This window comes from Hymenobacter sp. (assembly GCF_035709525.1).
GTDB lineage: Bacteria > Bacteroidota > Bacteroidia > Cytophagales > Hymenobacteraceae > Hymenobacter.
Window position 1 is genome coordinate 1 of sequence record NZ_DASTEP010000132.1, and the last position, 14,393, is coordinate 14,393.

12 protein-coding genes, 1 tRNA gene and 1 rRNA gene are annotated in these 14,393 nt (G+C 57.3%); 10 read left to right on the top strand and 4 right to left on the bottom strand.

The features are described 5' to 3' along the window. Positions 1-109 precede the first annotated feature (109 nt). The 3 genes from VFO93_RS11430 to VFO93_RS11440 all read left to right on the top strand — a co-directional run bounded on the left by VFO93_RS11430 (position 110) and on the right by VFO93_RS11440 (position 3,879). Positions 110-1,666 (top strand): RagB/SusD family nutrient uptake outer membrane protein, encoded by a 1,557-nt coding sequence (locus tag VFO93_RS11430; RefSeq protein WP_325134506.1) that lies wholly within the window; start codon positions 110-112, stop codon positions 1,664-1,666. Between the two features lie 223 nt (positions 1,667-1,889). Continuing rightward, the gene (locus VFO93_RS11435; protein WP_325134507.1) at positions 1,890-2,675 is read left to right on the top strand and encodes a hypothetical protein; all 786 of its coding nucleotides are present in this window, start codon (positions 1,890-1,892) and stop codon (positions 2,673-2,675) included. Then, positions 2,656-3,879 (top strand): alkaline phosphatase, encoded by a 1,224-nt coding sequence (locus VFO93_RS11440; protein WP_325134508.1) that lies wholly within the window; start codon positions 2,656-2,658, stop codon positions 3,877-3,879. Before VFO93_RS11435 ends, VFO93_RS11440 begins: the two co-directional genes overlap by 20 nt. A 175-nt stretch (positions 3,880-4,054) precedes the next feature. Here the strand turns inward: VFO93_RS11440 and VFO93_RS11445 are convergent, their stop codons facing one another. From VFO93_RS11445 to VFO93_RS11455, 3 genes are all read right to left on the bottom strand, one after another. Then, on the bottom strand, positions 4,055-4,762 hold the full coding sequence (locus VFO93_RS11445; protein WP_325134509.1) for an ATP-dependent Clp protease proteolytic subunit: 708 nt from the start codon (positions 4,760-4,762) through the stop codon (positions 4,055-4,057). A 206-nt stretch (positions 4,763-4,968) separates the two neighbouring features. After that, positions 4,969-6,303, bottom strand: coding sequence for a trigger factor (gene tig / locus VFO93_RS11450; protein WP_325134510.1), 1,335 nt, complete (start codon positions 6,301-6,303; stop codon positions 4,969-4,971). 93 nt (positions 6,304-6,396) lie between these two features. Continuing rightward, positions 6,397-6,478, bottom strand: a tRNA-Leu gene (locus VFO93_RS11455). 180 nt (positions 6,479-6,658) lie between these two features. Here VFO93_RS11455 and VFO93_RS11460 point away from each other — a divergent pair. The 6 genes from VFO93_RS11460 (at position 6,659) to VFO93_RS11480 (ending at position 12,926) form a co-directional block, all read left to right on the top strand. Then, entirely contained in the window at positions 6,659-8,866 is a 2,208-nt protein-coding gene (locus VFO93_RS11460; protein ID WP_325134511.1) for a RelA/SpoT family protein, read from the top strand. Then, positions 8,866-9,195, top strand: coding sequence for a CHY zinc finger protein (locus tag VFO93_RS22360; protein WP_414653570.1), 330 nt, complete (start codon positions 8,866-8,868; stop codon positions 9,193-9,195). Before VFO93_RS11460 ends, VFO93_RS22360 begins: the two co-directional genes overlap by 1 nt. 128 nt (positions 9,196-9,323) lie before the next feature. After that, entirely contained in the window at positions 9,324-10,478 is a 1,155-nt protein-coding gene (locus VFO93_RS11465; protein ID WP_325134512.1) for an MFS transporter, read from the top strand. Positions 10,479-10,688: 210 nt separating this feature from the next. After that, the gene (locus VFO93_RS11470) at positions 10,689-11,168 is read left to right on the top strand and encodes a transcriptional repressor (RefSeq protein ID WP_325134515.1); all 480 of its coding nucleotides are present in this window, start codon (positions 10,689-10,691) and stop codon (positions 11,166-11,168) included. Beyond that, complete coding sequence (locus tag VFO93_RS11475) at positions 11,169-11,519, top strand: STAS domain-containing protein (protein WP_198991471.1); 351 nt, start codon at positions 11,169-11,171, stop codon at positions 11,517-11,519. A gap of 138 nt (positions 11,520-11,657) precedes the next feature. Further along, positions 11,658-12,926: an adenylosuccinate synthase gene (locus tag VFO93_RS11480; protein ID WP_325134513.1), complete on the top strand. Its 1,269-nt coding sequence runs from the start codon at positions 11,658-11,660 to the stop codon at positions 12,924-12,926. Here the strand turns inward: VFO93_RS11480 and VFO93_RS11485 are convergent. Further along, positions 12,915-13,640 carry a YARHG domain-containing protein gene (locus VFO93_RS11485; protein WP_325134514.1) on the bottom strand — a complete coding sequence of 242 codons (726 nt, stop codon included), beginning with the start codon at positions 13,638-13,640 and terminating at the stop codon, positions 12,915-12,917. The genes VFO93_RS11480 and VFO93_RS11485 overlap by 12 nt on opposite strands. A gap of 680 nt (positions 13,641-14,320) precedes the next feature. On the opposite strand from VFO93_RS11485, the gene VFO93_RS11490 reads away from it, so the two are divergent. Further along, a 16S ribosomal RNA gene (locus VFO93_RS11490) occupies positions 14,321-14,393 on the top strand; the annotation flags it as partial.

Sequence of the window (14,393 nt, forward strand, 5' to 3'; positions counted from 1 at the left end):
AGGAACCTCACTTGGTCGTCAGGCTCCCCTCTCCCGGAGGGGAGGGGCCGGGGGTGGGGTAACACGGCCGGTGGGCCTTGATAATAAACGATTTAACAGTTACTCAATTATGAAATTCTCCACTTACCTCTGCGCTGCTCTGCTCCTCGGCACTGCCGCCGGCTGCAAAGACCAGTTTACCGACCTCACGCCCCAGGGTACGGTCACGTATGCCAATTTTTGGCAGAGCGAGGCCGATGCGGTGGCCGCCTCCACGGCCCTGTATGGCTACATGAACAACGATGACATGTTCGGCCGGGGCTTCTTCTGGCTCATCAATGCCTCCGACGATATGGTGACCGGCCGCACCCGCGCCACCGCCGCCGCCACCCGCAACTTCACGGCCACCGGCTCGGAGGGCGACATTAACAAGATGTACGGCTACTCGTACCGCGTGATTCGGCGCTGCAACGAGGTGCTCAAAAACGTGCCGGGCATGAATATCAGCGCCAACCTCAAGAATCGCATCCTAGGAGAGGCGTATTTTATGCGGGCGTTCAGCTATTTCCACATCGCCACCCGCTACGGCGACCAGCGCGCCGGCGTGCCCATCGTGACCGAGGCCAACATGGACCAAGCGCTGTTTCCGCGCCCCGCCAGTGTGGTCGAGAACTTCCAGTTGATGGAGCAGGACTTTAAAAAAGCTGCCGACTTGCTGCCGCTCGTCACCACGTACCAGGCCGCCGACCTAGGCCGCGCCCACAAAGACGCCGCCTTGGCCTACCTCACCAAAACCTACGTGTACTGGGCGCAGTACGACAACACCAAGTGGGCCGCCGCCGAAACTGCCGCCGACGCCGTGGCCAACTCGGGCTCGGGCCGCGGGCTCATCAATACCGGCCAGCCCAGCAAGGATTTTCACAATGTATTTACTATCAGTAATAACTGGTCGAAGGAATACATCTGGTCGGTAGTATCGGGCAAGCAAGATGGCAGCATTCTGCCCGGCGTGCTGCTCGAAAATAAGGGCTGGGGCCAGTACAACGGCTGGGGCTACTTCCACCCCACGCTGGAACTGTACCAAGCCTTTGAGACCGGTGACCCGCGCCGTGAGGCTACCGTCATGACCTTCGGTGACACCTTCCAGTACCTGGGCCAAACGCGCCGCTACGCCTCCAGCAACTCGCTCACGGGCTTCCAGTTCAGCAAGTACATGGACCCCTTCACCACGCCCGTTAGCGACCATATCAACGCCAACGGCGACAAGCCCACTACCGACCTCAACGTGCCCCTCATGCGCTACGCCGAGGTGCTGCTGCTGAAGGCCGAGGCCCAAATCCGCCAGGGCAAGAGCGGCGACGCAGCCCTCAACGCCGTGCGCCAGCGCGCCGGCCTCACCCCCAAAACCAACGCCACCCTCGCCGACCTTAAGCAGGAGCGCCGCGTAGAGCTGGCCGGCGAGTTTGCCGACCGCCACGCCGACCTTGTGCGCTGGGGCGATGCCCAGGCCACCTACGCCCGCGTACAGCGCGGCCGCGACTACACCAACAAAACTGACCCCAACTCGACCTATACGGTCGTGACCGTGTGGCCCGCCCGCACCTTCAACCCCGCCATCCACAACGTGTGGCCCATCCCGCCGAATGACGTAGTGAACTCGCAGATTCAGCAAAACCAAGGCTGGTAGCGCCGTACCGTGGGCCCTGCGGGTCCGCGCGTTTCTTATATCGAAACCTCGCCTTGCGTGAACCTCACCCCCTAGCCCCCTCTCCAAAAAAGAGGGGGGACTAGTTTCTAATTCTAGAGCTAAAAACTAGAGCTAGAGCTAGAGCTAGAGCTAGAGCTAGTTCCCCCTCTTTTTTGGAGAGGGGGCTAGGGGGTGAGGTTCACGCAAGGCGAGCCAAAAAACCATGAAACTCCTCCTCGCCGCCCTCCTAGTCCTCCTACCCACCTTCCACCCGGCCCAGCCTCTGAACCAAGGCCACTCGCACAACGACTATTGGCGCCCACACCCACTCTATGACGCTCTCCAGCTAGGCTTCAAAAGCGTAGAAGCCGACGTATTCCTAATCGATACGACCCTGCAAGTCGGCCACGAGCGCGCCGCCCTGCGCCGCGCCAATACGCTGCAAAGCCTTTATCTCGACCCGCTGCGCAAAATCCAGCAAACGCAAAGTTTCTACACCCAGCCCACCGAGCTGTGGCTGTTTGTTGATTTCAAGAACGATGGCCCAGCTACCTACACCCGGCTGCGGCAGGTATTGGCCCGCTACCGCGACCTGCTTTCCACGCCCCGCCACCCGCGCCCGGCCGGCGTGCGCGTCATCCTCACCGGCGGCTACCCCCGCGCCGAGGTGCTAGCCGACCCTGAGGCGCTGGTATTTCTGGATGGCCAGCTAGCCGACCTAGGTGCTGCCCAATCTGCCCGCATCTGCACCGTCAATGGCGACTGGGCCACCTATTTCAAGTGGAACGGCCTAGGGGCTATGCCCGCTGCCGAGGCCGCCCACCTCCGCGCCTGGAATGACGAGGCTCAGCGCACCGGCCAAAAAATCCGCTTTTGGAATACGCCTGCTGCCACGCCCGCCCAGCGCCGCGCCGTGTGGGCCGCCCTGCTCCATTACCCCGCCGTGTTGGTCGGGGCCGACGAGCTAGCCGAACTAAAACAAGTTATTGATGACCAAGCTAAATTATAAGCTACTGCTGCTAGCCTGCGGCCTGCCTGCCACTGCCCGCGCCCAAACGTCCGCCACGCCCCCCGCCCGCAGCGCCGTTATCGAGGCCATCAAGCACCAGCCCGATAAAGCCCCGCCCGCTGAAGAGCCACTCTACAAGCGCGAGTACACCGCCGCGAAGCCTGCCTACGCCGTACCCGCACTCAAGCCTTACACCGGACCTAGGAAGCCGATTAAAAATATCATTCTCCTGATTGGCGATGGCATGGGCCCAACCCAGGTCACGGGTGGCCTCATCGCCAATCACGGCCAGCTTTATATGCAGCAGGCGCAGGCCACCGGCCTGTCCATTACCTGCAACCAGTACGGTAAGATTACCGACTCGGCCGCCAGTGCTACCGCTATGGCTACCGGCCACAAGACCTACAACGGTGCCCTAGGCGTCGATTCGGCGGGCCATACCTTCCGCAGCATCATGTGGGATGCGCGGGAGCACGGCAAGTCCACCGGCCTGGTAGCGGGCTGCGAACTGACCGACGCCACCCCCGCCGCATTTGCCATCACGCACCCTGACCGCAACCAGCCCGAGGCCATCGCGGCCAAATTCCCCGCCGCACCCATCGACTTTATGTATGCCGGCGGCCTCAAGTACTTCGCCCACCGCCAAGATGGCGTAGACCTGCTGGCTCGGTACCGTGCCCAGGGCTACCAGGTGGCTACCACGCCCGCCGCCGCCCAGGCGCTCACTTCGCCCAAGTCCATCGCCCTGCTTGCCGAAACCGGCCCGCCCCGCATGCCCGAGCGCACCGCTGCCTACATGACCCTAGGCGTAACTAAAGCCCTCGACCTGCTCGGCCGCAATAAAAACGGCTTTTTCCTGATGATTGAAGGCTCGCAAATCGACGACGCTGGCCACTTCAACAACACAACCTACAATGTGCAGGAAGTCCTCGACTTCGACCAGCAGGTAGGCCGCGCCTTTGCCTTCGCCGCCGCCAACGGCGAAACTCTAGTAGTAGTCACCGCCGACCACGAAACCGGCGGCTACAGCATCATCGACGGGGGCATGACCGAAGGCCAGGTAACCGCCCGCTTTGCCACCAATAAGCACTCCGCCGTCATGGTTCCCGTCTTCGCCTATGGCCCCGGCAGCGAGCTGTTCACTGGCATGTACCAGAACACGGAGATTTACGCCCGCATCAAGCAGGCGCTGGGCTGGAAGTAGCCACAGTTGCGCGGACTTTGTAGTCCGCGTGCGATAGCGAGCACCCAATGGAATGGCAGACGAACGCGGAATACAAAGTCCGCGCAACAAAAAATGCCCTGGCCGCAAAGCCAGGGCATTTTTATCTCACTTAGTCAGCCCGCCACCGGCGGGCGTCATCTGCGAAATCCGCTATTTAGGCGGCTTTCTTCTCCAGCACTTCGTCAATCAGGCCGTACTCTTTGGCCTCATCGGCACGCATCCAGTAGTCGCGCTCCGAGTTGTCGTAGATTTCCTGGTAGGTTTTGCCCGAGTGTTTTGCCAGAATGTCATACAGCTCCTTCTTGAGCTTCAGAATCTCGCGGGCCGTAATTTCGATATCCGTCGACTGGCCCTGCGCGCCGCCTGAAGGCTGGTGAATCATCACACGAGCGTGGGGCAGGGCCGAGCGCTTATTAGCAGCGCCGCCAGCCAGCAACACGGCACCCATCGAAGCCGCGAGGCCCGTGCAGATGGTAGCTACGTCAGGGTTCACGTACTGCATGGTGTCGTAGATGCCGAGGCCAGCGTATACCGAGCCGCCGGGCGAGTTGATGTACAGCAGGATATCTTTCTTCGCATCAACCGATTCCAGGAACAGCATCTGCGCCGTCAGGATGTTGGCGATATAGTCGTCTACGGCCGTACCTAGGAACACGATGCGGTCCATGATGAGGCGCGAGAATACGTCAATCTCCGCGAAGCGCGTGGGGCGCTCCTCAATTACCGAGCGGGTCATGCCGGTGGGCAGTATCAGCCCGTTGCGGGTCTGGCCTTCTACACTTTGAATGTATTGGTCAACACCCAACCCGTTAAGCCCTTGGTGCTTAACGGCAAATTTGCGAAATTCTTGTTTATTCAGCATTGGGTAAAAATGTAGGGTAAGCTTGCGCTGGCCCGTGTTCAAAAACAAAAGACGGACGCGGCGGCCGAATGTTGTGTATTGTGCGGACTTTGTAGCCCGCGTCTCATCAGGGAGAAACGTGTACTACAAAGTGTTCGCACTACACCAACAAAAAAGCCTTTACGCGAGGCGTAAAGGCTTTTTTAATTTCAATCAAAGCTAAGGAATTACCCCTCGTTTTGGTTGCGGAATTCTTCGGCCGTTACGGGTTCATCCGTAACAACAACTTTGCCACGGAGGGCTTCCACTACTTTCTCTGCCAGAATGGCCTCGTACTCCTGCACGTAGTTTTTGCCGTTCTCCTGCTTCAGGTAGTTGTCAGCAAAGCCTACCATGCCTTGGCGCATTTCGTCGGTCAGCTGCATGCCGCCGCCAAACTGACCTAGGATTTTGTCCAGCACGCGGTTGCGGATTTCATCGGTCTCTACTTTGAGGCCCATGTCTTCTACCACTTTGTTGCGGATAAGGCTCCACTTCAGCTCGCGCTCGTAGTCCGAGTAGTGCTGCTCTACGGTAGCGGCGTCGAGCTTGCCTTCGTTGGCGCGCACCAGCCACTTCTTGAAGAACTCAGTCGGAATCTGAATGGTCGTGTTGTCAATCAGCGCGTCGATGAGCTTGCGGTTCACCAGGTTATCCGACTCGCGGTCGTAGTTCTGCTGAATCGTCTCGCGGATTTTGGCGTCGTACTCCTCTTTCGAAGAAACCGTCTCGGGGCCAAATACTTTATCGAACAGCTCTTGGTTTTCCTCGGGGGCAGCCGTGCGGTTGATTTTCTCAACCTCTAGCGTGTAGTCGCCCGAAACCTGGCCAGCTTCCTCGCGGCTCATGCCGGTGAAGTTGCGGATGGCGCTGGCGTCACCGCCGAAAGCCACGCTCAGGTCGAACGTCACGGTGTCGCCGGCTTTCACGCCCACGAATTGCTCCTGGCCGCTCGTCACCTTGTTGATGGGTAGCAGGACGTTCTGGCCTTCGCCTTCCTCGCCAGCCTTTTTCAGCTTGCCCAGCAGGTAGTCGTTGGCTTCCGAAGCTTCGGGGTTGGTGGTTTCGCCAAATTGGCGGATAATCTGCTCGTTGGTCTCCGCCAGCGTGGCATCGTCGATGCTCACGGCCGAGCGCTTAATCTCTAGCTGCTGGTCAGCGGGTAGCTCGAAGTCGGGCAGCAGGCCCAGCTCAAACTGGAAGTCAAACGACTTGGCGGTGTCAAAATCGACATCGCTAGGAACCGGAATCGGCTCGCCCAGGATTTTTACGTTGTTGTCCTTCAGGTACGAATCCACGCTCTGACCCAGCAGGCGATTGATTTCGTCGGCCAAAATACCCTTGCCGTACATTTTGCGCACCAAGCCAGCCGGAACTTTACCGGGGCGGAAACCTTTGAATTGCGCTTTTTTGCTGGTTTCCTTGATTTGCTTTTCTACAGCATCGCTATAGTCAGCCTCGTCGAGATGCACGTTCAGCAGCCCGGTTAGCTGCTCCTCATTGCGGTCAAGCGTAATATTCAAAACGGTGGGAGCAAGCTGGTGCTTGCCAGTCGGGAAAGGTTAAAAAAAAAGCCCCTAACTACTTAGCCAGGGGCCTGTTTTGTTAAAAACAAGTGCGGATGGAGGGACTCGAACCCACACACCGTAAGGAACCAGAGCCTAAATCTGGCGCGTCTACCAATTTCGCCACATCCGCTTGTTGAGGTGCCCGTCGCCATTCGCTGCGGGGCCGCAAAGGTACATAGCATTTCGTAGCTATGCAAGAGTTGTGCGTAGCGCGAACTTTGTAGTTCGCGTTTATTTGTGCATCCTGTCCGAACGCGAACCATAAAATTCGCGCTACTTTTCTGCCCCGCTTATCGTTAGGTATAGTACTATGTCTCCTGTTATCGACCTCGAAGCTGAGCGCCAAGAAATTCTGCGCCAGTATCGCCGCCTGCTCCGCACCGCCAAGCCCTACCTGCAAGGCAATGATGCTAAGCTGATTAAAAAAGCTTTTAATCAAAGCCTCGAAGCGCACAAAGACATGCGCCGCAAGTCGGGCGAGCCCTACATCCTGCACCCACTGGCCGTGGCCCAGATTGCGGTAGAGGAAATAGGCCTAGGTACTACCAGCATCGTGGCGGCGCTGCTGCACGACGTAGTAGAAGACACACCCACCGAAATCAGCGATGTCGAGCGCGATTTTGGCCCCAAAGTGGCCCGTATTGTGGACGGGCTGACCAAGATTTCGGGCGTCTTCGAGCAGGGCACGAGCGAGCAAGCCGAGAACTTCCGCAAAATGCTGCTCACGCTGAGCGAAGACGTGCGCGTTATCCTCATTAAGCTCGCCGACCGCCTGCACAACATGCGTACGCTCGACTCGATGCCGCGCCACAAGCAGCTCAAAATCGCGTCGGAAACCATCTATCTCTATGCTCCGTTGGCGCACCGCCTAGGTCTTTACGCCATCAAAACGGAGCTCGAAGACCTGCACCTCAAGTACACCGATACGGAGATTTACAACGACCTGCGTGGCAAGGTCAAGCAGAGCCAGAGCGCCCGCAATCGCTTCATCAAGGAGTTTGTGCAGCCCATTGATGAGGAGCTGAAAGCGCAGGGCTTTAGCTACGAGATAAAAGGTCGGCCCAAAAGCATCTATTCGATTCTCAAGAAGATGCGCAAGCAAAACGTAACCTTTGAGGAGGTATACGACCTGTTTGCCATTCGCATCATTCTCGATGTGCCGCACGACCAGGAAAAGGCCGCTTGCTGGCAGGTCTATTCTATCGTAACCGACTTTTATCAGCCCAACCCCGACCGCCTGCGCGACTGGGTGAGCACGCCCAAGGCCAACGGCTACGAGAGCCTGCACACCACTGTGATGTCGCACCCCGGCCAGTGGGTAGAGGTGCAAATCCGCACCCGGCGTATGGATGACATTGCCGAAAAAGGCTACGCCGCCCATTGGAAATACAAGGATACCGGCAGCCTCCAGCCCGAAAGCACCCTCGAAGCCTGGGTGAACCGCGTGCGCGAAATGCTGGAAACTAACAACACCAGCGCGCTGGAATTCATGGAGGAATTCCGGCAAAACCTCTTCGTGAAGGAGGTTTACACCTTTACGCCCAAGGGCAAACTCATCATTCTGCCCGAAAAGGCGACGGCGCTCGATTTTGCCTTTGATATCCATACGCACATTGGCCTGCGCTGCCTAGGTGCCAAAGTCAACCAAAAACTAGAACCTTTCAGCTACAAGCTGCGCAACGGCGACCAAGTCGAGATTTTGACCTCGCACAAGCAGAAGCCGACTGCCGACTGGCTCAACTATGTGATTACCAGCAAGGCCAAGACGCGCATTAAAGACTACCTGCGCGACGACAAGCGCTCGAAGGCCGACGATGGTAAATTTATCTACGAGAAGCGGTTAGAGCTGATTGGGGTTGATAATACCCCCGAAAATTTTCAGCGGGTACTGACGTATTTCAACGTGCCCACCGCCCAGGAATTCTACTACCGCCTAGCAATGGGCCTGCTCGATGGCCGCGAAATCCGGGAGCCATTGTTTCGGCAGGAGGGTATTTTGTCGCCCCGTCCTTCGGTATTGGAGCCGAAGAAATTTGACAGCGAGATTCAAAAAATCAGGGGCTTGCACCCCAACATGCTGGTGGTGGGGGAGCGCACCGATAAGTTTAACCACAGCCTGGCGCGCTGCTGCAACCCCATCCCTGGCGACGATGTATTCGGCTTCGAAACCGAAACCGGCCTCATCATCCACCGCACCAGCTGCCACCGTGCCGTCGACCTCATGTCGAACTACGGCAACCGCATCGTGCGTGCTAAGTGGACCGACCAGCTCGAACTAGCCTTCCTGGCCGGCATCCGTTTCAAAGGCTCCGACCGGGTTGGTATTGTGAATGATATCACGCGCATCATTTCTACATCCTTGAAGGTGAACATGCGCTCTATCACCGTGGAAGCGAACGATGGTTTTTTTGAAGGTCAAATATTAGTTTTCGTAAATGATACCGACCACCTGAATAAGCTCATTCAGCGGCTAGTGCGGGTAAACGGCTTGTTGCAAGTAGAGCGGTTTGATTCGTAATGGCAAATACAGTTTTATCCGTCCACGGTCGCGACGTGAATGCGCGCACGCAGTGCGCGCATTACCACTCCGAGCGCGATATTATTGCCATCAAGCACAAGTGCTGCGACACGTTTTATGCCTGCATCGAGTGCCACAACGAACTAGCTGGCCACGCGCCGGTTGTGTGGAGGAAAACTGAGCGCACTGCCGAAGCCATTTTGTGCGGCAACTGCCGTAGTACACTAAGCATCAGCGAGTACTTAGCTTGTGAGAATGCCTGCCCGGTATGTCAGGCTGCGTTTAACCCCGGCTGCGCCAATCATTACCCGCTGTATTTCGAAATGTAATTCTATCCGCTGTTACTACCCGTAGCAGGAATTCCCAGCTCGCTCTTTATCCGTAATAGTCGTCTTATTTAAAGCTTTGGGTCGTATCGGTACCTAGGCTACTGCGCCCGCCGGACGTAGTCATTCGTATGCAAGCTTCCATTGTCGCCTCGCGGCCTCGCCACGTGCACCGGCTGGCCGTGAGCGCCTCCTTTTTATTGCAAGGTCTGTGTTTTTCGACTTGGGCCTCGCGTATCCCCACGGTGCAGCAAAAGCTACATCTCTCCGAAACCGAGTTGGGTGGCGTGCTGCTGGCGGTGCCGGTGGGCCTCATCGCGTCGCTGCCCATTACGGGCTGGCTGGTGGCCAAGCACGGCAGCCGCACCATGACGGTGCTGGCCGTGCTGCTCTACTCGGGCGCGCTGCCCCTGCTGGGCCTTGCCCAAAACGTGCCGCAACTGCTGGCCGCCTTGGTGCTGTTCGGCTTCGGTAGCAACATGGCCAATATCAGCGTCAATACCCAGGGGGTAGGGGTGGAGGCCATTTATGGCAAGTCCATCTTGGCTACCTTCCACGGTATCTGGAGCTTAGCGGGCTTTGTAGGGGCGGCCCTCGGTACGGCCATGATAGGCTGGGGGGTGTCGCCACTCCAACATTTTACGGGCATGGCTGCGTTTATCTGGTTGGGCGTAGCCCTGATGCGCCCCTACCTGGTACCCGCCGATGCCCCCAGCCCGGCCGACCAGCCGCTGTTTGTACTGCCTGATAAGGGCCTGATGCTTCTCGGAATATTGGCTTTTTGCTCGCTGTTGTCCGAAGGCACGATGTTCGATTGGAGCGGCGTGTATTTCAAAAAAGTAGTGCTGGCCGAAAAAGCGCAAGTGGGCCTCGGCTTCTCGGCCTTCATGGCCTTTATGGCAACCGGCCGCTTCATCGCCGATTGGTTTACCGATAAGTTTGGCCGGGCGCGCACCTTGCAGCTCAGCGGGTTGCTCACCACGGTAGGCCTGACGCTGGCCGTGGCGTTTCCAACATTGCTGGTCGCCTCCGTCGGCTTTATGCTAGTAGGCCTAGGTGTCTCGTCGGTGGTGCCATTGGTGTACAGCGCGGCGGGCCGTTCGCGCACCATGCCGGCCGGCGTAGCGTTGGCAGCGGTGTCTACGGTGGGCTTCGCGGGCTTTTTGCTGGGGCCGCCGCTCATCGGGCTGGTGGCGGGTGCTACCAGCTTGCGGGTGTCATTCGCCATCATCGCCCTCATGGGTCTGGCTGTGGCTGCCCTGGCCCGCCCGGCCACGGCCGAGTAGCCTCGGCCTAGGTATGAATTTTAGCGGTAGTAGCTTTGTAGTAATACTAGCCAAGCAACCGATACTATATAACGAGTAATTATCGTGAAAACCGACCTCCACGCCCCGCCTGCGCTGGTGCCCACCAGCGGCCCCGGCTCTAGCCTAGGTGGCTCTACCGAGACCGGGTACGCCGCGCGCCATGCGCCCAGCGCCGCCAGCCAAGCCACCCTGAATACCGACCGGCTCGAAGAAGTCAAAAAAATCTTCACCGCCCACCTCGAAAATAAAGGCCTGCGCAAAACCGCCGAGCGCTACGCCATCCTCGAAGAAATCTACGCCCGCTCGGGCCACTTCGATGTCGAGGAGTTGTATGCCGGTATGAAGGAGCGCAACCTACAAGTGAGCCGTGCCACGGTATACAATACCCTGGATTTGCTTGTCGAGCAAGGCCTTGTAAGCAAGCACCAGTTCGGCCGTAACCTCGCGCAGTACGAAAAAAGCTACGGCTACCGCCAGCACGACCACGTTATCTGCACCGAGTGCCACAAGGTAGTTGAGTTCTGCGACCCTCGCATCCACGGTATCCAAACGATGGTAGGCGACCTGCTGAATTTTCATATTCTGCATCACTCCCTAAATTTGTACGGCATTTGCGGCGACTGCCGCGCCAAAGCTGCCGCCCACCCCGCCCCCGAGCCCACCAAGTAGATGACCACCACCAGCACCCTCGCCGACGGCGTTCTCTACCTCACCCTCACCGGCGACCTCATCGGCAGCCCCGACACGCAGCAGCTCCTCGATTCGGTAAACGAGTACCTAGGCGAGGCCGTCACCAATTGCGCCGTCGACCTCTCGGGCATCCGCTACATCAACAGCACCGGTATCGGTGTGCTAGTGTCGCTGCTCACCAAGTTCCGCAGCCGCGGCGGTGAAATGGTGCTCATCAACCCCGCCGACCACCCCAAGAAAATGCTGGCGCTCACCAAGCTAAACAACATTTTCACCGTAGCCGCCGACCAAGCTGCCGCCCGCCAACAGTTAACCGTAGCCGCCTCCTAGGCGGCTATTTTTTTGCCATAAATTTCAACTCTCAATAAAAATGCCCTCGTCAGGCTCCCCCTCTTTTTTTGGAGAGGGGCCGGGGGGTAAGGTTCCCTAGGTAGGCGACTCCTCAGGAAATCACTAACAACCAAAAAAATGCCAGTAGACGTACTAGTAGGCCTCCAGTGGGGCGATGAAGGAAAAGGAAAAATAGTTGACGTACTCGCCCCCACCTACGATGCCGTAGCCCGCTTCCAGGGCGGCCCCAACGCCGGCCACACCCTCACCTTCGACGGCCAGAAGCACGTGCTGCACCAGGTGCCGAGCGGCATCTTTCACCCCCACATCCTCAACGTAGTCGGCAATGGCGTGGTACTCGACCCCGTAGTTTTCCGCGGGGAGTTGCAAAAGCTGACCGATAGGGGAATAGACTGGAGCCAAAATCTCTACATTTCCAAAAAGGCCCAGCTCATCCTACCCAGCCACCGTGCCCTCGACCGCATCAGCGAAGAAGCCCGCGGCAACACCAAAATCGGCAGCACCCTCAAAGGTATCGGCCCTACGTATTCCGATAAAATCGGTCGTGTGGGCCTGCGCGTCAGCCACATTCTGCTGCCCGATTTTCAGGAGCGCTATAAGGAAGCCGTGGCCCACCACGCCAGCATTGCCGGCCACTATGGCAAAGAGCTAGAAATTGCCGAGTTCGAAGCCGACTTCTTCTCCGCCATCGAGTTCCTGCGCACCCTCCAAATCATCGATACCGAGTACCTCCTCAACGACCTGTTGAAGCAAGGCAAGCGTATTCTCGCCGAAGGTGCCCAGGGCTCGCTGCTCGATATCGACTTCGGTACCTACCCCTACGTTACGTCGTCGAGCACCATCGCCGCCGGTGCCTGCACCGGCCTAGGTATCGCACCCCGCCACATCGACAAGGTATACGGCATCACCAAAGCCTACTGCACCCGCGTCGGCAGTGGCCCCTTCCCCACGGAGCTCCACGACGAAGTCGGCGAGCAAATCCGCCAGGCTGGCCGCGAGTTTGGCTCCACCACCGGTCGCCCCCGCCGCACCGGCTGGATAGACCTACCCGCCCTCCGCTACGCCATCATGCTCAACGGAGTCACCGAGCTGCACCTCATGAAGGCCGACGTGCTCGACGGCTTCGCCGAAATCCAGGCCTGCACCCGCTACCGCACCGCCACCGGCGAAAGCACCGCCAACCTGCCCGACCCCGGCCAGCTCGAAACCATCACCCCCGAGTACCAGGCTATTCCCGGCTGGAACACCGACCTCACCCACGTCACCGACGCCGCCCAGTTCCCCCAGCCCCTGCAAGACTACCTAGCCTTCCTCGAAAAGGAGCTGCAAGTACCCGTTCGCATCGTCAGCGTCGGCCCCGACCGCGTGAGCACGCTATTTCGCTAACCCCGCCTGAGCTTCTGCTGCCTGTATAGTCAGCAGATTCTTCTTCTCAATAGGAGTGAGTACCAAGTCCAGAGCTACCTTCTCTACTTGGTACCACTCCTTTTTGGTAAAATAGCGCCGCATCTGCTCATTACGTGAAAAGGCGTACCCATACCTAGCAAATACTTCATTACGCATCAGCGCCAACTGCTCCTTGGTGTATTTACTGAGGTCGGCCGGTTTCAATACTTGGTAAGAAGCCTGTGGGTAGGTGCCCTCGTAGTAGGTACTGAAAGAACCGATACCCGCGCCAACCTCAAGCTGCCCCCTTGCTACTGAGCCGCTCCAAGGCTTACCTATTCTCAGCCCATAAGTCTTCTTTCCATCACTAGTAAATAGTACGAAGTCCCCTTCAGTCTCCTTTGAATAGAATTTATTGCCAACAATTCTAACGTTAGTAAGCGTCTGATAAACCTTCCGCCATCTCTCCGGCTTAGTCGCCCACTCACCAGAGCGAATCTGAGCAGTTACAATCCCTCCGCTTACCACCAACACGAAATCTGACTCGGCTTCCGACTCCCCAAAGTGGTAAACGCCTTCGTAGGCTTTGGGTGTTGAAGCAATCCACTTTGTGAAAGCAGATGCTGGCATAGCTTCCATACCCAGCATAGTTTGTCCGTAGGATACTGACACAAAGAGTAGTAAGCCAAAGCAAAGCTGAAGAAAGCGCATCATACACTATAAACAAGGGGATATTCAATGGAAAGATGGCACTGGAAGACGATTAAATTTTTCTCTCCCAAACCCAGCTACTTACAACCCTAGCTCATCTTATTTCGTAAGCCACCGCTTGCTTGCCCAAAAAGTCGTTCTACCTTTGCAGTCCCAAACGGCAACAGGCCCGCTGGAAACCTGGAAAAACGCAAGTTCCCCAGATAAAAAGCAAAACCCACGGAACTACCTGGCTGGCCCGCGTGTCTTACGCACCGTGCCCCCTCCGCAAGACCTAGAAAAAGAAATTTTTCAAACCTCTTGCAAAGTCGGAAAAGTGCTCCTTACCTTTGCATCCCGCTTCAAAAGGAGGCGGTTAGACTAAAAAACGAGAAAAGAAAAACTTAAAAATATTTCGCTTCAAATTTGGAAAGTCAGAAAATTTAGCTACCTTTGCACTCCCAATCACAAACAGGGCGCTGCAAACAGCGAAACGGGCCGCTCACACAGCCCACGAAGTTGCCTCAATTGGAAGCAACAATCGTTCTTTGAATGTTGGAAATAGACAAAACGTGAGGAGTCACGCTAGTAAGCGCAAGCCTGCTAAATGTGACACAACCAAACGACACGAATTAAAAACGTCAAATACGAGCAAGGATAGCACTCGACATCAGCCTAGGTTCGCCTAGGTGTAGGAATATTTTACAATGGAGAGTTTGATCCTGGCTCAGGATGAACGCTAGCGGCAGGCCTAATACATGCAAGTCGAACGGTGGT